Origin of the sequence: Limnospira indica PCC 8005, from assembly GCF_000973065.1 — a bacterium.
GTDB lineage: Bacteria > Cyanobacteriota > Cyanobacteriia > Cyanobacteriales > Microcoleaceae > Limnospira > Limnospira fusiformis.
In genome coordinates this window covers 4,566,781-4,589,428 of the sequence record NZ_FO818640.1, presented here as the reverse complement: position 1 = coordinate 4,589,428, position 22,648 = coordinate 4,566,781, and the positions used below count along the sequence as shown (strand labels likewise).

Sequence of the window (22,648 nt, the reverse complement as noted above, 5' to 3'; positions counted from 1 at the left end):
GATCATGTCTGGGCGGGTTCCCCAGTTAATTAGACTTGGCACCAGTCAAAAAATCCGGTTTTTTATAAAAATCTTGGTTAACAACCAGAAAGCCCGATAAAAACCGGGTTTTTCCGTCCCCGAAACCCGCGAGGGTGAGAGAGATAATGTAGGGGCGGGTTCTGCTGTTAATTAGACTTGGTATCAGTCAAACAACTCGGTTTTTTATAAAAATCTTGGTTAACAACCAGAAAGGCCGATAAAAACCGGGTTTTTCCGTCCCCGAAAACCACCCTCTGGGGTGATGGTTAATGATGGATGATTTATAAATCCAATAAACCATAGCGTTTTTGTAGTTGTAATAACTTCACCCTAGCCTCTCCTGCATTGTCCGCAATATCAGCAAACTCCATAAACCGGATTAGCTCTTTTTTTAACAAATTCCGTTCAACATCTAACGTATTTCTGCCCAAGTCTGGCGGTAAAACAATCATATCAAAAACCGTCGCCCTATCCTTTCCGGGATGAGGTCTAAGAACCCGTCCTCGACGTTGAATAAATTGGCGGGGGTTGCTGCTACTTGCCAGAATTACCGCATGACGAATAGCTGGAATATCTACCCCTTCATCAAGACAGCGAATAGCTACCAAACCCTGTAGTTGTCCTGATTCAAATTGTTGCCGCAATTCTTCCCTTTTTGCCATAGGAGTAGCGGCGGTATAGGTATTAACACGATAGCCCAATTCTGACCCTAATAAAAAGACGATCGCTTCTAGTTGTCGGTCAAAGCGAGTGCCTTTTTCCGTGATACCATCCCCACAATAAAATAGCGTGTGGCTGGTCTGTAAACGATTACTCATTAACTGTCTCAGGGCTTTAACTTTATTATTAGCAGCCCCAATTATTCTCGCCCTTTGCATCAATAGCGCCGTGATATTTTCGTTAGTTTCCCAGTCCTGATCATTGTCCATTAAAGCCCAACCAATGCGAGTAGTTAGGCGGGAATAAATCAGAGTTTCAGCCGGGGTTAATTCTACCAAAATCGGATAGTATAAATAATGAACTAACGCCCCTTGGCGGATAGCTTCAGCCAGGGTAAGTTCCGGTTGTAAAACCCGACCAAAATACTCCATTAAAGCATTTGTACCCTGGTCATCAAAATGACGTTCTGGGGTAGCAGAAAGTGCTAGACGTAAACCGATATGTCGTGGTAAACTAGCTTCTAGGCGAGGCGCACCTAAGTTGTGGGCTTCGTCGCCAATAATCAAAGTTTTGGGGGGGAAATACCGCAGTTGAGACTGAAAGCTATCGGAAATTAGGGTGGCGTTAGTGGTGATGACTGCGAGAAAGGGGAGATGACCCGAACTTATGTTATAAAGGGAGGTAGATAGGTGTTTCTGCCAATTGTGGACGCTTTCAAAGGCGAGTAGGGGAGTCATCCCAAATTTCTGGGCTTCCCGTCCCCACTGAGTCACTAGGTGGCGATAGGGACAGATAACTAAAACAACTTGTAAGCCAATTTTATGATATAATTCAGAGGCGATCGCTAAGGCTGTGATAGTCTTACCCGTACCCGTTGCCATTTTCAGGGTTCCCCGTCCCTGGTTAGCAAACCATTCGGACACCGCCTGACGTTGGTAGTGTCTCAGGTGTATTTGTGGGGGAATGACAGGGATACCAGGTAGACTCACCGCTGAAACACAAGCCCTATATAAATATCAAAAATCACCCATCAAAAATCAATCATGATCTGATTCCCAGTCAGGACAGGAGTCACCCTCCACACCTAATGGGTGCATTCCACAAACTAACAAATTCCCGCCGTAGATTTTACCATGATAGTGATTACATCCGCGACAGGCTGGGTTTTGGGTGGCGCTGGGGTGAACATAGGTGACAAAGGGATCAAAAGTTTCCTCTTCCTCAAGATCATCTAGTTCCAAATCTAAGTATATATCCAGAATCGGCTCAAGGATATCATTTAAACACTGGTCTAAGTCGGGAATCAACTTATTCTGGACTTCCTCAGCAATTTCTTCGGAAAATTGGGTCAGGTCATCCATGATATGATTAAATTCTTCCGTCGCATATACAAATAACTTTTCCACCTCAAGAACTGTGGCTTCTATACTCTTAACCAACTCATTAGACCAATCTTCCATTAGGCTTTAGCGGCTAACTGCTTCAATATTTGACACTGATACATTTACGCGACATTTATCCGGCTATTGCCTGACAATGCGACGATAGCACTATTACCCGTTAAAGTAACAGAGGCGGTATCCCGCAAAGCTTTTAGAAAGATTCCAAAAGCACCGTTCCAGTCCCTGGGTAGAGTGAACCCGCACTCCGGACATCGGAACACTTTTGAGCCACCTAGCTGGGAATGCACATGACCACAGTGAGTACAGGTTTTGCTGGTGTATTCTTCCGTCACATCTACAACTGTGGTTCCAGTTATCTCGGCTTGATGTCTCAGGGTTAGTTTGAATCGATAATGCGCCCATGTCAGCATGGCTCGGGCAGTCTTAGACCTGATTAGACGCTTCACCTTGGCAACCATATTGGAAGTCTCGAAGGTGGGCAAAAAAATCAGGCTGTGTTATGGGATGGCCAGGGATGCGACCCAATCAAGCAAGGGGTTGAAGTCCTCACCGGGTAGTCCCCACGCCCATTTCAGCTCTATTTCATACCCGAAGGTCTCGCACCATACTTGGTATTATACCGTATGGCCGTAAAATGTTAACCTAATTTGAGATGAAATCATGCTCTTGAGCTAATCATAGCCCTTTTTGGTTTCCCATACTCAGGTCTTACAGGATTATTTGACTACTCCCCGCGCTAAAGCGACGGGGATTCCCCGGAGGGATTTCAGAACTTCCGACAAGTCGGACTCCTAGGCGAAGTCAAATACGCCTCTATAGGTTGCCCGAAGGCTTCCTTTTACTTATTTTCATTCAATCACCTTTTGTCTCTCGCCAATGAAACGTCTTTGCTGCCGACATTTCTGCATGATGCAAGTCTGCCCTCACGGGATGTTAAGCCCCTTTCATTTGGGTCATAGAGAAGGCGATACCATTCTATCATAGTCATTGCGGCTAAAGCCGCCGAGTCGTTTTTCCGCCCCGCTTTAAAAAGACGGAGCTACCAAACTCCCGAATTTTTGCCGTGTCAAGGATAAACCCATCTTACACAGAGCGATCGCATTCCTGGATCAATTAAATCAATCATTTTCCAAGTTACGCAACTCATCCTTGAGTTTATCAACCTGATCGCGCAAGTCTTCAATATTATCATCACTCGCCGGCGCTTCTTCCTCATCATCAATAATTTCGATCCGACGAGGTTGCGCCGACTGAGGTGGTGTAGGATTATAATCAGCGCCTGGTTCTTGTGCTTGTCGGAGAGCATCGTCAACAAAACGGCGGGCTTCTTCCGTCGTCATTTCGCCACGTTTCACCAGTTCATCTGCTAATTTTTGGGCTTCTACCTGTAACTCAGCCAGTTTATTCCCCGCCTTTTCCCCGGCGTAGGAAGCCAAACCAACCCCAAGGTAAACTGCTTTTTGGACTAAATCTCCAAAACCGGGCATAGGGAAAAACTCTCCAGGCAATAATAGGGGAAGTTAAAAATGGGAGTGACCCGGATTCCACGCCTATCAGAAGCATCCCGTGTTGCTGCTACCTTCCGGTCCTGACAAGATTTAGGCGTTCTGACCGCATAGGTCCAGGCCACAAAATTTATTATAACACAGAAATTCACGGTGCAACCACACACCACTCAAAAATTTCGTAAGTCACGCAATTATTAACCACCAGAGGGTCATCAGCCACAATAGCTTGGGCGGCGGCCATAGACTCAGCCTCAAAAAGCAACATTCCGCCGCCTCGCCGGACCCAATAGCCGCTGCGCGCTTGATGTCCTTTAGCAGCCAACTGCTTGACATACTCGATATGGGCGGGGACATATTGATCAAAAACCGCCTTTTCGACAATTCCAGTTTCAATTTTGGCAAACCAAGGCATAATCGTGATTAATCTAATGTTTTAATCGTTAACACTTGGGGCGGACTCGCGTCTGGGGGATACAGAAAGTCAAATTCCACCTGTCGCCGTGTTCGGGGTTGAATGTCTAATTCAATCAAAGGTTCCCCCTTTTGTCCTCGGTTTTGGACTAGGTGAAAGTATCGGCTAACTGTAGTTCCCGAATCATCAGTATAGCGGAAACGCACTGTTCCTCTGAAAAATACCCGGCTGGGAGGTTCCTCGAAAAATTGCACTCCCCCGTCGGTGAGTTCATTACTTTTGAGGGGGGTTTCCATGGTGAGGACTACGGTTTTAGGGGTATTGGTGGGATTGGATAAGTCGAGGGTTAGGCTATATTGAATGCCATAGTTCCCATGGGCTTGATAGGCGGTATCCTCATAACGAACTACCATGGGGGCGCTTTGGTTTTGGTTGGTTCCTAATTTACCTCCAGGTAGGGAACTGAAAATATAGGAAATGGCTTGACCGGGTTCGGGAATGGTTAGGTTAGTTATCTCGGCTTTCCAGACTGAACCTAGGGCGACTCCAGCAACTCGACCATAAATGATGTTCTCTCGACTATTCGGGGGGGTGGGTGCTAGGTCGCGGGGAGTGACTAGAGAACCATTCTGTAATAATTCTACCCATGATTCTAGGGCGGGGCTAGATTCGCTACCGTCGGGGTTTTGGATGGCAAATTGAGCTAGACTAGCTATATGCACTGCACCGCTACTCTGGAGCCGCATAAGAAGCGATCGCCCATTGAGAGGTGGTTCTAATGTTTTTACCGGAATAGGGGCTTTAAAGACCATCTGAAACTGCTGTGGTGGAATGATTACTTGGTCGGGAGGTGATGACTGTCCCCCTACTCGCAAAATCTCCCCCATGACTCGACTTCCTGGACCTGCAAATACTGTCCCATCATTGTTGTCTAATACGGGGGGTAAGGGGATAAATGGTGCGTCTGGTTGGCTGAGATAGCTGGCTGCTTGTAATATCTCTAAGGTGACCGGTTCGCTGGTGGGGTTGTAAGCTAATAAGCCCAGATATAGGGTGCGTAAGTCTTCGGGGTCGGTAGGTCGAGCGATATGATGGGCAAAAATGTCGAACCTACCGTCAAAGGGAAAGTTAAGATGGGCATTGGTTTGGGTTTTACCTTCGGGGGGAAAGGTTGATAGTAAGATACCCTCGACTGGTACAACTTCCGGGCTATTGCTATTGAACACTGGAATATTATCTAGTTGACCAGGAAGGGGACGCACTTCTTGGGGTCGGGTGATGACTACTGGCGGCGGGGGGGTGACTGACAGGATTAGGGGAGCGATCGCTAGTGGTAGCATAGAGTGATGGTAATCTGGATAATTGAGAATGTTAACTTATGGATTATACTGATTGTCAAATACTTTGTGTATGGTAGGACAACTTTTTTGGCAAGTTGAGGGCTAATGTTCGTGCTATGGTAAGACTATGAATGGCGATCGCTTAAATCGGAAATCTTTAAATGTCACATCACCACGACTACAAAGATTAGTGGATCGGTCTATTGATGTGTTAGAGTCTCTGTTACAAGACCGGGAAGTTTCCCCTTTAGACCGGGCGGCGATCGCTCTGAAAATCCTGGAAGCGACGGGGAGTGATCTCCGTCAAACTTTACCATCTGTTAATGTTAATATCCCCGACTCTCCCCTAGTTTTGGGTAGTTATGTTCAGATGGAAAATTTCTTGTCTCCCTCAGAAAATAAACAGGCTTTACAAATAGCGATCGCTTCCGCTGACCAATTTGTGGCATCCACAACTACAACCGGGGCTGTCAACTACCGAGAATCGTCGATTCTATATGCGACTAAGTTCCCCGAATACTATAAATTTATGAAAGGTCGCATTTTAGAAACTTTACCGCAGGTATTATCTCAGTTGAAACATCCCCCTTTTACCGTCGCAGAAGTGGAAATGCAGCTAACCGCCCACCACAATGGTGGATATTATAAGATTCATAATGACTCTAGTAGTGCCAAAACCAAAACTCGCACCATCACTTATGTCTATTATTTTTATGACGAACCCAAAGCCTTTACCGGCGGACAACTGCGACTTTATGAAACCGAGTTACGCAATGGTGTCGCCTACAACAAAGAGACCTTTAAGACTATTGAACCCATTAATAATAGTATCGTGTTTTTTGATAGCCGTTGCAAACACGAGGTCATCCCTGTTAGTTGTAATTCCCCCAACTTTAAAGACGGTCGTTTTACCCTAAACGGTTGGCTGCGGCGGGGGTAAGACTAACACATCAAAAACCTGGTTGATTTTTTATCTATAAGCGTTCAGCAATTCCAGATTAATTAGTAGCAAATACAATGCCAGCAAATCGGAGGATTAAATAAGTTGTGAATGACCAGTTACCCCCTCTCCTCAATAAAGCGATCGCCTCAGAAAAACGCCTAGATAATTTATTATCAGATTCTCTAACTTTAGTCGAAAATGCCCTAAATAGTTCTGAAATATCTCTATCTGAAAGAGTCGAAATAGCCTTAAAAATTTTGGATATCTCTGGTGTCTATCATCAATTAAATCGCCCCCAAAATTCTAATGATGATCCCGAAGTTGCTGAGACTAGCACCACAGACACCCCTAGGTTATTAGAAGCCAACTTTATCCAGGTTGACAACTTTTTATCACCCGAAGAACAAGCAGAAACCTTTAAGATAGCCTTCCAAAATCATGATAAGTTTTTCCCGTCTGGAGTCGCCAACAACGAAGAAAACACCCGCAAATCTTCGGTTTTGCTGGTGCAAAACTTTGATGAATACTATAACAAAATCAGACATAAAATTCTGCAAATTAGACCCCAAATCTTAGCCCAACTCAACTTACCGACTTTTTTGGTTTCCTGGGTGGAAATGCAAATGACAGCCCATAACCATGGAGATTATTATTATATCCATCAAGACATGGATGGCGAAAAAATTGCCAATCGAGTTTTAACATACGTCTACTATTTCTATGAACAGCCAAAAGCCTTCTATGGTGGAGATTTAAGGATTTATCCCACCTACATTAATGGTGATGGTTATACGATTGGTGAACAGTTTGTTACAGTGGAACCTCGCCATAACAGTATCATCTTTTTTGATAGTCGCATGAAACACGAAGTTCTCCCAGTTTTCTGTCCTTCTGGGAGGTTCGAGGATAGCCGATTTACCATTAATGGTTGGATTCACCGTTAAAATAACCCTATAGGGGGGGTTGACAATATACGGAAACTGATGCTATAGTATTGACATAATCTTTTTTTATAATCGATAATTTGCGTAAATTTTAAAATTGCAAATATTCCTATTATCTAAAATAATAACAGAAGTCACAAGCAAAAGCAACCTACCCCCCCAAAAAAAATTTTTTTGCAACATTTCTTAACATTTTGTTACAAAAATAAAATTCACGATGCGATCGCCTGAGAGAAAGTTATGGTAGGGGCGGGTTCCGCCGTAGCGTGTTCGGTTCACAGGGGTTAGCCTAGTAAACCCGCCCCAGAACCCACCCGATAACCAGCACCACGCCATGGTAGGGGCGGGTTCCGCCGTAGCGTGTTCGGTTCACAGGGGTTAGCCTAGTAAACCCGCCCGACAACGCACCCGACAACCCGCCCGATAATGCGATCGATAATGCGCCCGATAATGCGATCGCCGTACCACGCCACAATCAAAAATCGACGTAGCAGGTTCCCACAATTTAAGATTAAAATGTGAGATACTTCTTAACATTGTCTTAGCACGCATCCGACAATTATTTCAAATCACCGTGATTGATCTCGAGTGTTTTCCCTATAGTGTTGGACACGAAAATGATGGGGTATGTTTGTTGTTACGCATGGGGCCCCATCACATTTTGCTTGATTGTGGTTTGCGGGATATTTCGCCGCTGCTAAAATCTTCCCAAGGATGTATAGCTGACTTGGTGATTTGTTCCCATGCTCATGCGGATCATGTTAGGGGTTTGTTGGCACTACATGAAAGCTGTCCAGAGTTACCAATTTATGCCAGTGATGTTACTAGCCAATTGTTACCCATCAACTGGCCAGAGGAACTGTCATCAGGGCAAATGCCGAAATTTTGCCAATCCCTACCGCTGCGAACAGAAGTCCGACTGAAGGAAGGACTAAGCATCACCCTATTTCCTGCTGGTCACCTGCCCGGCGCGACTTGTATGCTGCTGAAATATAATGCACCGAATCGCACCTACAAGTTATTTTATACGGGGGATTTTTTCCTATCCAATTCTCGATTAGTGGAGGGTCTACCCCTAGGGGAGTTGCGGGGACTCAAGCCGGATGTGCTAATTTTGGAAGGGAGCTATGGAACTGCACGCTATCCCCACCGCCGCCAATTAGAAAACCAACTAGCCGAAAGAATTTATCGAGCGATCGCCTCTGGTTATTCTGTACTAATTCCCACCCCAGCATTAGGGTTAGGTCAGGAATTATTAATGCTACTGCGTTCCCACCACTACTTCACAGGTAGGGATATTGACATTTGGGTTGATGGCCAAGTCCAAACCGGGTGCGATATATATTTGGAACTGCTACCCCACTTCCCAGCGAATATACAGAACTTTGCCCAACATCAGCCACTATTTTGGGATGAGCGAATCAAGCCTCGTGTCCGTCGCCTCTCCCCCGAATTGTTGCCAGAACTGGAGCAATCCCCCTGTATTGTGATTGTAGATGACGAGACGGATATTGAACAGTATTTGCGCTATCGTCCTCGGTTGTGGACGTTATTTTTATCAGAAACTCCCGGACACACCAGGGAAATATCAACCTTGGTCAATTCTGGAGAAATTTTGTTAGAAAGCTATTTTCTGGCCGAACATTGCGACGGTCCAGGAACTACCCAACTGATTCATAACCTGCGACCCCAGCACGTGATTTTTGTGCATGGTTCTCCTATTTATTTAGCGGATTTAACCAATTTAGACGAATTGCGGAACCGCTACCAATTGCATTACCCAGCAGCAGGCGCACAGGTCCCATTACCCATTGGGGAGACTTTTCTACAACCGACCCTCCCAGAAACCCATTATCAGGGGGAGTTAACCGAGTCGGCTACCGAGTTAAATATTACCCTACCCAATGCTTTGTCTGTCGATCCACGGTGGTCTACCTTTGCAGATACGGGAATTGTGGAGGCCAGATGGCAGGGGGAAGAGTTAGTTTTGCGGGGAATTTCCCAGCGGGAATTTCTCAGCAGTCAGAGCGATCGCACAATGCCATCAGACTTAGACTGTTGCGGGAATTGCCAATATTACCGAAGCGGGCGTTGTTGGAACCCAGTTTCGGCTTTATATGGCTTTAAAGTCACCCCAGAGGGTTACTGTCCGGTGTTTGAGCCGTTAGCCCCCCGAGACCAGTAACAGAAGGGACTATTCGCGATCGGAGTCGGTGGAAGGGTTACGCAGTTGCTCGGCTTCTGGACATTCATCAGATACCTGTAGCTCGAAATAGCCACGGGGAACTGATGCCAACTTTTGACTAATAGATCCGATGCTCTCGAGGCGCACGATTTCTTCCCAAGAAGACACTTCGTCATCTTCTTCTGTTTCGTAGCGCAGCGTGACCAAATCCCCCTCGATATCAAGAATATGGGCTTTTTCGATCCACCTTTGCTGGTCCCGCAAAAAGATGCAGACTTCGCGGCCATCACAACAAAGTTGATAGATCTTGCGATGTAGCATTTTTAACTTAATCCTGAGAAGTTCGCTGGCTAGGTCAAATCGCCATATTAAGGCGTTGGTCTGATGGGGATGATTATAAGTCATCCATGCGCGCTTATTGTACCTGATGTTTGACTGAATCCCATCTGTGTAATTTTATTAATAGCGCATCATTGCTTATTATTATACAGTGTAATCACAAATTTCGGTATCACTCCGATCCATGCGGAGGCGGGAAGTTATTAATCTAGCCGGAAAAAGATCTCAATTATGGTTTACGCACAAAATTTATCCCAACCCACAGTATTTGACCTCGCGCGATCGGGTGATTTTCGGGCGATCGCCTATCTGATTAATAGCTACCTAGCCCCCCAGGGGATACAGGCGCGGGTCATCCCCGATCGCAAAGGATGTTTGCAGGTGCTGGTGGAGTTTCAACAAGAACCGATCGCCGAGAGAATTATTAAATATATTTGTCATGTCCTGTGGAAGCTGAACTCTCCCCAGGTCTTGGGGGTAAAAATTGCCGGTCGCTTCATGGGTGAACCAGATATCCTGTGGAACCAGTCCGTTCGTATTGTCACACCCGCCGCGCGTCAACATTTCCATAGACGAAAAGGGACTCGCCTGGACTTTAAAACCCTGCGGACCTTGCTGCTAATGACCTCAGTAACCGCTACTTTAGTTCTGGGATGTTGGGTGAGTTATTATGAGGTAATTGGTCGGGATGCTCAAGCTATGACCTATTCCCGTGGAGACGAGCGGAGGCAGTCGGGTCAGGTAGCGATGACATCTCCCCCAGTCACTAGACCTAATCAGGTGCGGGCAGCTTTAGAAACTGTCCCCGTGATTCAACATGAAAATGTATTAAATCCAGAGGACCCTACCGTAACATTAATGTTTGGGGGAGATGTGAACCTGGCTAGTTCCTTTGCTCAGAAAGTTGGTGATAATTATAGTTGGGCTTTTTCCGAACTACAGGAATATCGGGATGCGGATCTAGCTATGGTCAACTTGGAAAATCCTTTGACCAGAGCCACTCTGGCACGCCCTAATCGACAATTTAATTTTAAAGCTGATCCAGAAGCAGTTAAGGTATTAACAGAAGGTGGCATCGATCTGGTCAATTTAGCCAATAACCATATCATGGATTACGAAGAAGCAGGACTGGTGGAAACTCTGGAAACCTTGCAGCAAGCCGGTATTCATGCGATCGGAGCAGGGCGGGATATCGTCGAAGCGCGACGACCGAAAATTATTGAGGTAAAAGGACAGCGGATCGCTTATTTTGGCTATTATGATGCTGATTTGAATGCGGCCGGGGAAAATCGGGCGGGAACTAACTCTCGTGATAATGAACAGATCGCCGCAGATATTAAAGCTGTGCGTGACCAGGTAGACTGGGTAATTGTTAATTATCACTGGGGAGTTGAACTTTCTGATTATCCCGGAGATTGGCAAATTGATCTGGGTCGCTATACCATTGACCAGGGAGCCGATGTGGTGATTGGACATCATCCCCAGGTTCTTCAGGGTGCCGAGATATATAAAGGCAGACCAATTGTTTATTCCTTGGGAAATTTTATTTTTGGTGGTAACAATCGCAGTGATTACGATACAGCCATTTTAAGGGTTTCACTAAAGCAAAATCGGAAAATGAAGGTGGAATTTTTACCCGTTGAGGTGCGAGGATATCAGGCTCGTGTAATGCAAGGGGAAAGCGCCAAGGCTACTTTACGCCATATTGAGCGCATTTCCCGGATTTTTGATCAGCCGATGCCGTACCAGGTAGTCCTGAAGGCTCGTTCTACTGAACCCGCTTTGAGTGATGCTATAACTACTCCTGAAGTACATCAGGAAACTTTGTCCCCTGGGTTATCGAGGAATGAAGAATCAACTACTATTATCTTAGATGATGCGGATAGTGAATCTTCCGTTGATGCTGATCAGCCGACAACCCCATGGTCGGAAACTTCTGGGGAGTCCAAGCAGTTGCAGCCTTTTATCAAAACTCCTTTTATTACCGAACCTTTTATTTCTCTCCCTCAACCTGAAGCGAGAACTTCAGAAGGCAGCTACAATGATTCCCAGTCGGAAATTTCCGGCTATTTAACAGCCGGGTCTCACCGCCAAGCTAAATGTGATCAGTCGATCGCTAAAACCGATAGGGTTTCTCCTCTGGCTCATAGTGGTGAGGCTATTCGTCTTCCTCAACTAGGGTGTTAGAGGTTTATTGGTCAGGATCTAAAACTTTCAACAATGTCAGCGTGCGTCACCCCATGTCATTTGTCGTGTTTCGTCAACAGCCCCACTCCACTTGCGGGATGGGGTTTCTCCGAGGAAGATCATGAAAATTATCACTGTGTGACGGCACCCGACAAACTCTACTAAATTCCCAAGGAAGAATAAATTACTGTGTTTGCGATCGCACTTAACCAAAAACAATATAAGACCTATACCCTATGTGACCATAAGGCAGAGTCCTGTCTGGAGGTAGTACCGGAAAGGGGTGGGTTAATTACTCGCTGGTCAGTTAAAGGTGAAGAACTGCTATATATGGATGAGGAAAGGTTTGCTGACCCCAGTTTGACCGTCCGGGGTGGTATTCCGATTCTGTTTCCCATCTGTGGAAATTTACCCGATAATAGTTATACTCACCAAGACCGGGAATATGGGCTAAAACAGCATGGCTTTGCTCGTGATTTACCCTGGAGCGTAAGAAAACAAGACGAAACCAACGCCGCCTCCATTACTCTAGGGTTAACTAGCAATGAGGAAACGCGATCGCTATATCCCTTTGACTTTGAATTAGAGTTTACCTATACCCTCAAGGGAAACGGACTAGAGATTTTCCAGCGTTACACTAATCTATCAGGGTTAGTGAACAGTATGCCCCCTGAGTCCATGCCTTTTTCAGCCGGTTTACATCCTTATTTCTGGGTCCCAGATAAAAGTCAACTGCGTTTTCACATTCCAGCCATGCAGTATTGGGACCAACCCACCCAGAGTCTCCACGATTTTCGAGGTTACTTTGATCCTAATGTCGAAGAAATCGATGGGATTTTTGGGCCTTTGACCGGATTAGGAGCGACCATGACTGATTTAAGTCGCAATTTAAGATTATCCCTCAACTACAGTGCAGCTTATTCCCGTGTAGTCTTTTGGACTGTCAAGGGTAAGGATTATGTTTGTCTCGAACCTTGGACTGCACCGAGAAACGCTATGAACACCGGAAAACTGCTAACTCACCTAAAGCCGGGAACCAGTTGCGAGATGGTAGTTTACCTTATGGCAACTTTTTTATAAAAAATGTTTGACAACCAAAATTAGCTATGCTACTATAGAAAACTGTGTGAGATTACAAAAACCACTCACGAGGGTCGCTAACTCAATGGTAGAGTACTCGGCTTTTAACCGATTAGTTCCGGGTTCGAGTCCCGGGCGACCCATTCGCACTGTGTTTCCAGTGATAATTGCGTAATTAGCTCCGCGCCGACAGGGGAGCGTCGGGATTAGTCGCTTTCCATTGAGGGGGGGCGGCGGTAAGCCAGCTACGATGGGCGGAAAATTGACAGATTCATCGTTGATGGTATGATGGATACACCTGACACGGCAGTAAATAGCGAGGAAAAACTGCTATACTCGGTTTGGTGGGTAGGAAGCCCGGGCTGTAGTTTGAGATTCAGCGTCGGGTAGTTCAGTAAACATAACTTGATACAATTAGCCATAAATCGTAAAATTGTTTTAAGATTGTTTTAATCAAAACCTCAATTAGAGATTAAGAAGACTTAGGAGGAGACTTTATGGCGATAGTACCGATGCGGTTGCTGCTAGATCATGCTGCTGAGAATGATTATGGCATCCCGGCTTACAACGTTAACAACATGGAGCAGATCCAATCGATCATGCAAGCTGCTCATGAAACCAACAGCCCCGTGATCCTGCAAGCATCTCGTGGTGCTCGCTCTTATGCTGGTGAAAACTTCCTGCGCCACCTGATCTTGGCGGCGGTGGAAACCTATCCTCATATCCCTGTGGCTATGCACCAGGATCATGGAAATTCCCCCGCCACTTGCTATTCTGCAATGCGTCATGGCTTTACCAGTGTGATGATGGATGGGTCTCTGGAAGCTGATGCCAAGACCCCCTCTGATTTCGAGTACAATGTGCGGGTAACTGCTGAAGTGGTTAATGTAGCTCACTCCATTGGTGTGAGTGTAGAAGGGGAACTGGGTTGCTTGGGTTCTCTGGAAACTGGTATGGGTGACAAGGAAGATGGTCACGGCGCGGAAGGTGTCCTGACTCGCGACCAATTGCTGACCGACCCTGATCAAGCGGTTGAATTTGTAGAACGTACTCAGGTTGATGCTTTGGCTGTAGCCATTGGAACTAGCCACGGTGCTTATAAGTTCTCCCGTAAACCGACTGGGGAAATTTTGGCAATCAGCCGCATTGAAGAAATCCACCGCCGTTTACCAAATACCCACTTGGTGATGCACGGTTCTTCTTCTGTTCCCGAAGATCTGATTGCTTTGATCAACCAATACGGTGGTCAAATTCCTGAAACTTACGGTGTTCCGGTTGAAGAAATCCAGAAAGGTATCAAGAGTGGTGTTCGGAAAGTGAACATTGATACTGACAACCGTTTGGCGATTACTGCTGCTATTCGTGAAGCTGCGGCTAAAGATCCTTCTAACTTTGACCCCCGCCACTTCATGAAGCCTTCTATCAAGTATATGCAGAAGGTTTGCGCCGATCGCTATCAACAGTTCGGAACTGCTGGTAATGCTGACAAGATTAAAGTTCAAACTCTCGACGAGTTCGCGGCTAAATATGCTAGTGGTGCTTTGAGTGCAACTTCTAAAAAAGCTGTGGCTGTGTAGTTAACTTATGTTAACTCAGAGATGGGTTTTTAAATAATTAATTTAACCCGGTTTTATGCCGGGTTTTATTTTTTGAGGAGGTTCGAGAAACAGGTTGATAGGAGAGGGTGAATTCATCAAAAGGGATTATAGAGGAGATTAGGGATAAATTTGGGGGTAATTTTCTGGCTCGACAAAATTACCATCACAATCAGACTTTTCTCGATATTCGATCGCCTGAAAATCGACTTGATCCCATTGATATTTAGCAAAAGATCCACAATCTCCTATACCCCGATATTTGGTAAAGACAGTTAAAACACCCTGAATAGGGTCATAATCAACCAAACCGACGACCTCATCAATCTGAGTTTCTACCCTTTGACCACTAGAGTTGATTTCAAATGATGGTAATTTAACCCGCGAGACCTTAACACCCTGATTAGTTTCTCGATAGACAAAGAAATTATAATTATTTTGGTAGGCTGTTTGAAAGCAGAGTAATTGTACCAAATATCCCTGAGTTCCCAAAGGATAAGCAAAGGAACCGACTTGAAAGGGGAAAGAAGTACCACCGGGACAAAGGGTTAATTGGTCACGATTGCTGTAAAAATACTGCATTATGGACTCAGGAACCCGAAAAAAAGGATCACCTTGCTCAAGGTCTTCGTCGATCGCTTCTGGAGCATGATTTAATCTCAAATTAGGTTAACATTTGACGGCAATACGGTATAATACCAAGTATGGTGCGAGACCTTCGGGTATGAAATAGAGCTGAAATGGGCGAAATAACTACCCGGTGAGGACTTCAACCCCTTGGTTGATTGGGTCGCATCCCTGGCCATCCCATAACACAGCCTGATTTTTTTGCCCCCCTTCGAGACTTCCAATATGGTTGCCAAGGTGAAGCGTCTAATCAGGTCTAAGACTGCCCGCGCCATGCTGACATGGGCGCATTATCGATTCAAACTAACCCTGAGACATAAGCGCGGAAATAACTGAACAGTTGTAGATGTGACCGAAGAATACACCAGCAAAACCTGTACTCACTGTGGTCATGTCCATTCCCAGCTAGGTGGCTCAAAAGTGTTCCGATGTCCTGAGTGCGGGTTCACTCTACCACGGGACTGGAACGGTGCTTTTGGAATCTTTCTAAAAGCTTTGCGGGATACCGCCTCTGTTACCTTAACGGGTAATAGTGCTATCGTCGCATTGTCCGGGAACAACCGGAAAAATGTCGCGTAAATGTATCAGTAACTTGCTCAGGTTGACCGGAGGGAGCATGATTTAATCTCAAATTAAGTTAATATTTTAGGGCAATACGGTATAATAAGCGAGAAGGGTTGAGGATAAACCTATTGCCAGATATGTCAAACCCAAGGAAGCGGCCCAAATCCTTCGAGTCCATGAAAGAACACTCCGCAGATGGGACGACAATGGCTCAATCGACACCATCAGAACCCCCGCTGGGCAACGACGATACAACGTTGAGTCATATTCTGATTCCATATCAGGCAGTGACAAACGCCAAGTCGTTATCTATGCCAGAGTTAGTAGCCGCGCCCAGCAGTCCGACCTCAACCGACAGGTGGCCGCACTGTCCAACCTCTACCCCGAAGCAGAAGTCGTCTCAGAAATCCGAGGCGGGCTCAACTTCAAGGGAAAGAAAATGCTGGCCTTACTGGGACATCATTTGTCAGGAGATGTCCGCATGGTTGTCGTTGCCCACCAAGACCGATTGGCAATATGGGGATTTGACTTGTTTCGATGGCTCTGTGAGCAAAACAGGTGTTCACTCATGGTTCTCAACCAGACAAGTCTCAGTCCAGAACGAGAAATGGTTGAGGACATCCTCGCCATCCTCCACTGCTTCAGTTCCCGATTATACGGAGTGCGTAAATACAAAACTCAGGTCAAAGAAGATCCGGATTTACCCCAGCCCGGAGCTAAATCAAGTCTGGCGCAAATGGTTGGCTGCTTGTCGGTATTGCTACAACCAAGCAATTGCATTATCTAGGAGTGGTAAACGACTAAGCAAACTGAAATTACGCAACGAAGTGATGCAGAGTGACTTACCCGAATGGGTCAAAGAAACACCCTGCCACATTCGGCAAAATGCCATCTTTGATGCCTATCTCGCCTTTTCAGCCAGTCCAGGCGCCAGGTTTAGGAGCTGTCGGGATAGTTCTCAAGCCATCAAGTTTAACGATGCTAATTTCTCTTCAGGGAGTTGGTATCCAAGACTAACGAAAGGATTAACTTTCATGGTTTCCGAACCCATCCCTAAAACTTGCGGGCAAGGGACTCAGTTGGTGTTTACCAAAGGTCGATGGTTTGCGATTTTCCCTGAACCAGTTGCCGTTACCCCAACTGAAGCGAATGGCGTAATTGCATTAGACCCGGGTGTGCGAACTTTCATAACTGGGTTTGATGGCTCTCGGTTTATGGAATTGGGCTCCGGGGATATTGGACGCATTACTAGGCTATGTCAACATTTGGATGATTTGATGAGCCGAATCGCCAAGGAACCCTGTCGTTCAAGAAGGCGACGGATGAGGCAAGCGGCTCAACGAATGAGAACCAAAATCCGCAATCTAGTTGATGAAGCCCACAAACAAATTGCTCACTACTTGACTCACAACTACAGCATAATTTTTCTGCCGACCTTCGAGACTTCCGATATGGTTGCCAAGGTGAAGCGGAAAATCAAATCCAAGACTGCCCGCGCCATGCTGACATGGGCGCATTATCGATTCAAACTAACCCTGAGACATCAAGCCGAGATAACTGGAACCACAGTTGTAGATGTGACGGAAGAATACACCAGCAAAACCTGTACTCACTGTGGTCATGTGCATTCCCAGCTAGGTGGCTCAAAAGTGTTCCGATGTCCGGAGTGCGGGTTCACTCTACCCAGGGACTGGAACGGTGCTTTTGGAATCTTTCTAAAAGCTTTGCGGGATACCGCCTCTGTTACCTTAACGGGTAATAGTGCTATCGTCGCATTGTCCGGCAATAGCCGGATAAATGTCGCGTAAATGTATCAGGGAACACTACCATGCTGGCAGAATAAGCAGGCGATCGCCATAGTTAGGGCTAATTTTCGCATATTTTTAAATACAGATGAGCATATACTGTGGTCATACATCATCCGTAGGCACAAACCAGGTAATTTTAAATGTCAGCACCCCCGGCTGAAGCACAGGGGCTTCGTGCCCCCCTTTCAGGTAGCTGACCAGCTATAGCCTTAACTGGCTACGTTCAGAGCAAGAGTTAAAGTTCTTACCCTGGAATGCGTGCTAGTTCCAGGCTCATGAACCGAATCGTTAAACATCTCTAAGGGGTTAAGGACGTGCGATTTGGATAGTACCGACTCTGAACATTGGCGTTCGCGCAGCGTGCGCGTTAGCGCAAGCGCAAACATTACCCCGCAAGGGAGTCGGAGCCAACCATAGCTCCATGGAGGGGCAACCATACCCCTCCACCCCGCAAGGGGGTGCTGGCGGCGGTCATCCGCTTGAGTCGGTTTTCCTCTCCGCGATAAATCACGGAGCTTCCAACCCTCCCAGGAGTTTTACGTGATAGCCGGAACTAACCAAATTATGGGCAGATTTTTGTTAAATTAGCAGAAATGCACTTAATCTGTATATTGAGGATACTTGACCGGTGGTAGCAAACAAGCCGATATCTCTGAGCGATCGCCAAAATATGAACAACGCCATTTTATCAAACGCCATTTCATTAAAGGTAAAGCGACTCACAGCAGCCAGCGGTCAAATGAGCCTACCCTGTATCCCGTCCATGATAGACGAATACATGGACCAGTTTGATCGAATTTTAAAATCCCTAGGACAGACATTCACCCAGGAAGAAATGACAGCCCTGCGGGAATTAGTAGCGCGGAAACTAGGATACGGTTACAATCAATCACCCCATTCTCGGATAATTTTTAAATACGAGCCGCCAGACCCCACCCAAGGACTCACCAGCGGCTTAAAATTAAGCGTATTCACAGAAATTCTATCAGTCGAACAGAAGTATCAACGGTGGTTAACCAGTCGCCAGGGACCCTTGTTTGGCTCTCATGCTGACGCTAAACTGATGGATGTGGTAAAAGAGTTTAACCCCCCCTCCAACGCCCCCATTCTTGACGTAGGGGCTGGGGTAGGTCGCAATACCTTAGCTTTAGCGAGGCGGGGACATCCTGTAGATGCCGTAGAATTAACTCCAGAATTTGCCCAAATTATCGCGAAAGAAGCCCAGGAGAACCAATTACCGGTGCGGGTTATCCAAAGTAATATTTTGAACCCGTCTCTGCAATTACCCCAGAAAAGCTATCAATTGGTGTTGGTGTCGGAGGTGATTTCCCATTTTCGGAATAATCAGGATGTGCGAACCCTGTTAGCGAGAATGTGTAATGCTATCAGACCGGGGGGGCTGTTGTTGTTTAACACATTTTTAACAGAGCCAGGTTATGAACCTGATAACCGGGCGAGGGAACTTTCCCAGGTGCAATGGTCTTATTTAATCACGCGATCGGAGTTCAATTCGATCATGGCCGGTTTACCATTAGAGGTATTATCCGATGAGTCGGTGTATGAGTATGAGCGATCGCACCTCCCCTCCGAATCCTGGCCTCCAACGGGTTGGTTTGAAAATTGGAGTCAGGGTAGAGATGTCTTTCCGATACATAACCCTCCCATATCATTGCGATGGATACTCTGTCGGGTGAATTAAGTTTTAAGTAAAACAACTTACCGATTCAAGAATTATGTTAAAGGGAAAAGTTACCCAAGTTTCGCTGTATGTTGTGGCTGCTGTGGCAGCATTGTTGGTGGGAATATTTTTCCCGATGATGCAATTACCAAAAATTTGGTCTTCTCGGACCGGGGAAATGTCGGAAGTTTCCCAGCCTTCAGAAGCTGTGATGAGTTTGGCGGTGTTGTCTCCAGCATCCCGCCGCCAGGAATTAGAAGAAATTGCCACCACTAGAACTACCTCCGAAAATCGCGATCGCGCTAGATTTTTACTAGCCGCGGATTTATTAGAAGCCGGACAGCCAGAAGCCGCCCTCGAAAAGTTAGATGGATTAGAGAGGAGTTATCGTGTCTTAGCGGGTCATATCCTGAAAATGCGGGCTTTGGCTTATGAACAGCTTGGAGATACACGATTAGCCTCACAGTCATGGAAGGCCTTAGTGGATGGCCACCCAGAAGATCCCGTCGTGGTCATGGGGTTATATGCTTTAGGCGAAACTAATCGGGAATATTGGGATAGGGCGATCGCTGAATTTCCCGCCCACCCGCAGACCGTAGAAATTGCCAGAACCCTCCTGAGAGAGAATCCCGATCAATTCCCATTATTGCTATTAATTGCCCAACATGGTATTCATCTACCCGAATATGGCACTTATTTAGCCAAGTTAACTCAGAATTATCAACAACAACTTACCCCAGAGGATTGGGAAAATATTGGCTTTGGCTATTGGGAGAAGATGGATTATGGTCAAGGGGCGATCGCCTATTCCAAAGCCCCAAAAACCCCTAGAAATATGTATCGACACGCCAGGGGACTATGGTTAAGTGGCAAAATTCCCGAATCACGTCGCGCCTATCAAGAGTTAATTGCCGCATTCCCCACCCAAACCGATCCTGGGGGTGAAGATGCCGGCTTAGGAAGGATTAGACTGGCGCGGTTAGTCGAGCCTAGAGAAGCCCTACCCCTGCTTAATCAAGTAGTAGACAATTTCCCTAATCATGCCGCCGAGGCCCTGTTAGAGCGCGCTAATGTGCTTGATAAACTCAGATCTACCGAGACAGCTTCTCAGAGTCGTCAGTTATTGCTAAGTCAATATAGTGATTCCGAACCCGCCGCCCAGTTGCGTTGGACTCTCGCCCAACAGGGTGCTACAGCCGGAAGACTGGATCTGGCTTCAGAATGGGCACGACAGTTAATTACCAAAAACCCCGATAGTGAGTTAGCGCCGCAAGCTACCTTTATGCTGGGAAGGTGGGCGCGACAGCAGGGGAATTCACAAGATGCCACCAAGGCTTTTGAATATCTGTTAGCCAGATATCCTGAATCTTATTATGCTTGGCGGGCTGCCGTGTTTTTGGGTTGGCCAGTGGGAGATTTTACCACTGTGCGCCCCCTCTCTCCCCATGTGGAACACTTAGAACAGCTACCTATTCCGCCCGCAGGTTCCGAGGCAGTAAGGGAATTATATCGCCTAGGGCGCGGTCAGGATGCCTGGAATTTGTGGCAGGTCGAATTTAGTAATTATCGTCAGCAGCCTTCTGTCGCCCAACAATATACTGATGGTTTAATGCGAATTGCCGTCGGTGACAACTTAGATGGACTGTGGATGATTTCCAGCCTTAGCCGTCGGAATGACCCCGAAGAACATCAGGAATATCTGGCTTTGAAGCAAAAACCGGGTTATTGGGAGTCTTTATATCCTTTTCCTTTCCTAGAAACTATTGTGAGTTGGTCAAATAAACGCCAACTAAATCCAGTCTTGGTTACCGCTCTAATTCGCCAGGAGTCGCGGTTTATGCCTTCAATTAAGTCAGTGGTTGGCGCGACTGGATTAATGCAGGTAATGCCCGAAACCGGGGCAGAAGTAGCCCAGAAAATTCAACTGACTAACTACTCTTTAGAAGATGTTGAAGATAATGTAAATTTGGGAACTTATTACTTTGATTTTACCCACCGAGAATATAACAATAATTCACTGTTGGCTGTGGCGAGTTATAATGCCGGTCCGGGTGCGGTAGCTAATTGGGTAAGGCGGTTTGGCTTTAATGATCCTGATGACTTTATCGATAAAATCCCCTATCCTGAAACCTATGGTTATGTGAAATCTGTGTTTGGAAATTACTGGAATTATCTCAGGATTTATAACCCAGAAATTTCTCAAAAGTTGGCAGAACATATCCGCACCTTTAATGATAGATTTGACTAAAGTTATGGTGGGCTGACTGTTAATCTGCGAGAGGGGAGAGTCCAGAATTAATAAGAAAAATATATTTTGGTTCTCCCTTCCTGGCAAGATGGTGTATGATTCCGTTATTCCTAGCTGAATGTTGTGAGGAGCCAGTATGACCATTTTTAAACAGTCGGTTGCTCTTGCTTGTTTTGCGATCGTAGCCTTGAGCGGTAGTCAAGTTTTGGCGGCGGGGACTATTAAAGACTTTCAGGAATCAGAGGAAACACCAGTTAACAAAAATTTCTTGAGTTTAGCCCAAGACTTAGAATCTCAATTAGCAGTTCCTGAAACCATCGCGGAATTAGTTAATACTAACCCAGAAGTTGAAACCATTGCGGAATTAGTTAATACTAACCCAGAAGTTGAAACCATTGCGGAAGTAGTTAATACTAACCCAGAAGTTGAAACCATCGCGGAATTAGTTAATACTAATAGCCAAGAAACTCCTCAGTATCTGTCAGAAATCAACGAAAATAGCCCTTCTACCGATGCAATTGATTTAAATGTGGTAGCCATACAACCACAATGGCGCATTGCTGAAGAGATAGCCTTGGGGGATGATATCTTAGGGGATGATATCATAGCTCAATCCTGGCAGGATAATCCTCGCCGCGCGGCTGACCGGAATAACCGCCGCTTGAGTAACCACTTCAGCTATTTTGCGGTTGGGGGTAATATTGGCGTTACCGGGAATGCTTCTGGTTTGGGTAAGGGAGGCGGCGGCACTTTAAGTAAAGCGGGATATTCTGAGAATCTATCTTTGCACACTGGCGGCGTGCTTATTGGTGAGGGTGCTAGTGTCACGGCTTTGACCTATAGCTTCCCCATGCGGGTAGATACAGGGGGTATAGTTGCCTCTCCGTTTATAGGTGCTGGCATCATTTATGCGGACCTATTCAATAGCGATTTTAGCTTCGGTCCCCTGTTTATGACGGGTGTTGACGTACCAATTTCCTACAGTTTCATCTTGACGGGTCGCTTTAATGTAGGCTACATCAGAGAGACTACGGAAGTAGGGGTGATGCTAGGGGTGGGTTATGTGTATACCCGCAGTATATGGAATATTCTGGGCATATTCTAGG

18 protein-coding genes, 1 tRNA gene, 1 other RNA gene and 3 pseudogenes are annotated in these 22,648 nt (G+C 46.1%); 13 read left to right on the top strand and 10 right to left on the bottom strand.

Annotation, left to right across the window (positions count from 1 at the left end):
- Nucleotides 1-302 precede the first annotated feature (302 nt).
- From XZ46_RS20150 to XZ46_RS20125, 7 genes and pseudogenes are all read right to left on the bottom strand, one after another.
- Nucleotides 303-1,670, bottom strand: a complete 1,368-nt coding sequence (locus XZ46_RS20150) for a DNA phosphorothioation system restriction enzyme (RefSeq protein ID WP_008053176.1) — start codon at nucleotides 1,668-1,670, stop codon at nucleotides 303-305.
- A gap of 48 nt (nucleotides 1,671-1,718) precedes the next feature.
- Nucleotides 1,719-2,141, bottom strand: a complete 423-nt coding sequence (locus XZ46_RS20145; protein ID WP_008053173.1) for a hypothetical protein — start codon at nucleotides 2,139-2,141, stop codon at nucleotides 1,719-1,721.
- A gap of 44 nt (nucleotides 2,142-2,185) precedes the next feature.
- Nucleotides 2,186-2,581, bottom strand: a pseudogene (locus tag XZ46_RS20140) (zinc ribbon domain-containing protein); the annotation flags it as partial.
- 621 nt (nucleotides 2,582-3,202) lie between these two features.
- Nucleotides 3,203-3,571 carry a phasin family protein gene (locus XZ46_RS20135; protein ID WP_006624043.1) on the bottom strand — a complete coding sequence of 123 codons (369 nt, stop codon included), beginning with the start codon at nucleotides 3,569-3,571 and terminating at the stop codon, nucleotides 3,203-3,205.
- Between the two features lie 44 nt (nucleotides 3,572-3,615).
- Nucleotides 3,616-3,712: signal recognition particle sRNA small type (ffs, locus tag XZ46_RS30495), an RNA gene on the bottom strand.
- Between the two features lie 25 nt (nucleotides 3,713-3,737).
- On the bottom strand, nucleotides 3,738-4,004 hold the full coding sequence (locus XZ46_RS20130; protein WP_006624042.1) for a YciI family protein: 267 nt from the start codon (nucleotides 4,002-4,004) through the stop codon (nucleotides 3,738-3,740).
- A gap of 8 nt (nucleotides 4,005-4,012) precedes the next feature.
- Nucleotides 4,013-5,344: a DUF3370 domain-containing protein gene (locus tag XZ46_RS20125; protein ID WP_008053169.1), complete on the bottom strand. Its 1,332-nt coding sequence runs from the start codon at nucleotides 5,342-5,344 to the stop codon at nucleotides 4,013-4,015.
- A gap of 127 nt (nucleotides 5,345-5,471) precedes the next feature.
- On the opposite strand from XZ46_RS20125, the gene XZ46_RS20120 reads away from it, so the two are divergent.
- On the top strand, nucleotides 5,472-6,284 hold the full coding sequence (locus XZ46_RS20120; protein ID WP_008053168.1) for a 2OG-Fe(II) oxygenase: 813 nt from the start codon (nucleotides 5,472-5,474) through the stop codon (nucleotides 6,282-6,284).
- A gap of 107 nt (nucleotides 6,285-6,391) precedes the next feature.
- Nucleotides 6,392-7,231, top strand: coding sequence for a 2OG-Fe(II) oxygenase (locus XZ46_RS20115; protein ID WP_008053167.1), 840 nt, complete (start codon nucleotides 6,392-6,394; stop codon nucleotides 7,229-7,231).
- A 378-nt stretch (nucleotides 7,232-7,609) separates the two neighbouring features.
- Here XZ46_RS20115 and XZ46_RS34630 read toward each other — a convergent pair whose 3' ends face one another.
- Complete coding sequence (locus tag XZ46_RS34630; RefSeq protein ID WP_008053166.1) at nucleotides 7,610-7,783, bottom strand: hypothetical protein; 174 nt, start codon at nucleotides 7,781-7,783, stop codon at nucleotides 7,610-7,612.
- 91 nt (nucleotides 7,784-7,874) lie between these two features.
- Between XZ46_RS34630 and XZ46_RS20110 the strand changes: the two genes are divergently transcribed.
- On the top strand, nucleotides 7,875-9,416 hold the full coding sequence (locus tag XZ46_RS20110) for an MBL fold metallo-hydrolase (RefSeq protein ID WP_228116380.1): 1,542 nt from the start codon (nucleotides 7,875-7,877) through the stop codon (nucleotides 9,414-9,416).
- 9 nt (nucleotides 9,417-9,425) lie between these two features.
- Here the strand turns inward: XZ46_RS20110 and XZ46_RS20105 are convergent, their stop codons facing one another.
- On the bottom strand, nucleotides 9,426-9,737 hold the full coding sequence (locus tag XZ46_RS20105; protein WP_035760090.1) for a DUF6679 family protein: 312 nt from the start codon (nucleotides 9,735-9,737) through the stop codon (nucleotides 9,426-9,428).
- 249 nt (nucleotides 9,738-9,986) lie between these two features.
- Here XZ46_RS20105 and XZ46_RS20100 point away from each other — a divergent pair, with 249 nt between their 5' ends.
- The 4 genes from XZ46_RS20100 to fba all read left to right on the top strand — a co-directional run bounded on the left by XZ46_RS20100 (nucleotide 9,987) and on the right by fba (nucleotide 14,599).
- Nucleotides 9,987-11,942 (top strand): CapA family protein, encoded by a 1,956-nt coding sequence (locus XZ46_RS20100; protein WP_008053164.1) that lies wholly within the window; start codon nucleotides 9,987-9,989, stop codon nucleotides 11,940-11,942.
- 189 nt (nucleotides 11,943-12,131) lie between these two features.
- Complete coding sequence (locus XZ46_RS20095) at nucleotides 12,132-13,022, top strand: aldose epimerase family protein (protein ID WP_006624034.1); 891 nt, start codon at nucleotides 12,132-12,134, stop codon at nucleotides 13,020-13,022.
- 71 nt (nucleotides 13,023-13,093) lie between these two features.
- Nucleotides 13,094-13,165, top strand: a tRNA-Lys gene (locus XZ46_RS20090).
- Nucleotides 13,166-13,519: 354 nt separating this feature from the next.
- Nucleotides 13,520-14,599, top strand: a complete 1,080-nt coding sequence (fba, locus tag XZ46_RS20085; RefSeq protein ID WP_006624033.1) for a class II fructose-bisphosphate aldolase — start codon at nucleotides 13,520-13,522, stop codon at nucleotides 14,597-14,599.
- Nucleotides 14,600-14,737: 138 nt separating this feature from the next.
- On the opposite strand, the gene XZ46_RS20080 is transcribed toward fba, so the two are convergent.
- Nucleotides 14,738-15,280, bottom strand: a complete 543-nt coding sequence (locus XZ46_RS20080) for a DUF1176 domain-containing protein (RefSeq protein WP_008053156.1) — start codon at nucleotides 15,278-15,280, stop codon at nucleotides 14,738-14,740.
- A gap of 150 nt (nucleotides 15,281-15,430) precedes the next feature.
- Here XZ46_RS20080 and XZ46_RS30490 point away from each other — a divergent pair.
- From XZ46_RS30490 to XZ46_RS20050, 6 genes and pseudogenes are all read left to right on the top strand, one after another.
- A pseudogene (locus XZ46_RS30490) lies at nucleotides 15,431-15,823 on the top strand (zinc ribbon domain-containing protein); the annotation flags it as partial.
- A 112-nt stretch (nucleotides 15,824-15,935) separates the two neighbouring features.
- Nucleotides 15,936-16,511: pseudogene (locus XZ46_RS20075) on the top strand (IS607 family transposase); the annotation flags it as partial.
- A gap of 37 nt (nucleotides 16,512-16,548) precedes the next feature.
- On the top strand, nucleotides 16,549-17,616 hold the full coding sequence (locus XZ46_RS20070; RefSeq protein WP_230428072.1) for an RNA-guided endonuclease InsQ/TnpB family protein: 1,068 nt from the start codon (nucleotides 16,549-16,551) through the stop codon (nucleotides 17,614-17,616).
- A gap of 628 nt (nucleotides 17,617-18,244) precedes the next feature.
- Complete coding sequence (locus XZ46_RS20060) at nucleotides 18,245-19,315, top strand: class I SAM-dependent methyltransferase (RefSeq protein WP_008053119.1); 1,071 nt, start codon at nucleotides 18,245-18,247, stop codon at nucleotides 19,313-19,315.
- A gap of 34 nt (nucleotides 19,316-19,349) precedes the next feature.
- Nucleotides 19,350-21,542 (top strand): lytic transglycosylase domain-containing protein, encoded by a 2,193-nt coding sequence (locus tag XZ46_RS20055; RefSeq protein ID WP_008053118.1) that lies wholly within the window; start codon nucleotides 19,350-19,352, stop codon nucleotides 21,540-21,542.
- 136 nt (nucleotides 21,543-21,678) lie between these two features.
- Nucleotides 21,679-22,647, top strand: a complete 969-nt coding sequence (locus tag XZ46_RS20050) for a hypothetical protein (RefSeq protein ID WP_008053117.1) — start codon at nucleotides 21,679-21,681, stop codon at nucleotides 22,645-22,647.
- Nucleotide 22,648: the final 1 nt, after the last annotated feature.

Bases quoted from the DNA above. Each gene is read 5' to 3' on its own strand.
- XZ46_RS20130 (WP_006624042.1), bottom strand. From the start codon at position 4,004: ATGCCTTGGTTTGCCAAAATTGAAACTGGAATTGTCGAAAAGGCGGTT.
- XZ46_RS20100 (WP_008053164.1), top strand. From the start codon at position 9,987: ATGGTTTACGCACAAAATTTATCCCAACCCACAGTATTTGACCTCGCG.
- XZ46_RS20105 (WP_035760090.1), bottom strand. From the start codon at position 9,737: ATGCTACATCGCAAGATCTATCAACTTTGTTGTGATGGCCGCGAAGTC.
- XZ46_RS20055 (WP_008053118.1), top strand. From the start codon at position 19,350: ATGTTAAAGGGAAAAGTTACCCAAGTTTCGCTGTATGTTGTGGCTGCT.
- XZ46_RS20135 (WP_006624043.1), bottom strand. From the start codon at position 3,571: ATGCCCGGTTTTGGAGATTTAGTCCAAAAAGCAGTTTACCTTGGGGTT.
- XZ46_RS20120 (WP_008053168.1), top strand. From the start codon at position 5,472: ATGAATGGCGATCGCTTAAATCGGAAATCTTTAAATGTCACATCACCA.
- XZ46_RS20145 (WP_008053173.1), bottom strand. From the start codon at position 2,141: ATGGAAGATTGGTCTAATGAGTTGGTTAAGAGTATAGAAGCCACAGTT.
- XZ46_RS20050 (WP_008053117.1), top strand. From the start codon at position 21,679: ATGACCATTTTTAAACAGTCGGTTGCTCTTGCTTGTTTTGCGATCGTA.
- XZ46_RS20125 (WP_008053169.1), bottom strand. From the start codon at position 5,344: ATGCTACCACTAGCGATCGCTCCCCTAATCCTGTCAGTCACCCCCCCG.
- XZ46_RS20110 (WP_228116380.1), top strand. From the start codon at position 7,875: ATGGGGCCCCATCACATTTTGCTTGATTGTGGTTTGCGGGATATTTCG.
- fba (WP_006624033.1), top strand. From the start codon at position 13,520: ATGGCGATAGTACCGATGCGGTTGCTGCTAGATCATGCTGCTGAGAAT.
- XZ46_RS34630 (WP_008053166.1), bottom strand. From the start codon at position 7,783: ATGCGTGCTAAGACAATGTTAAGAAGTATCTCACATTTTAATCTTAAA.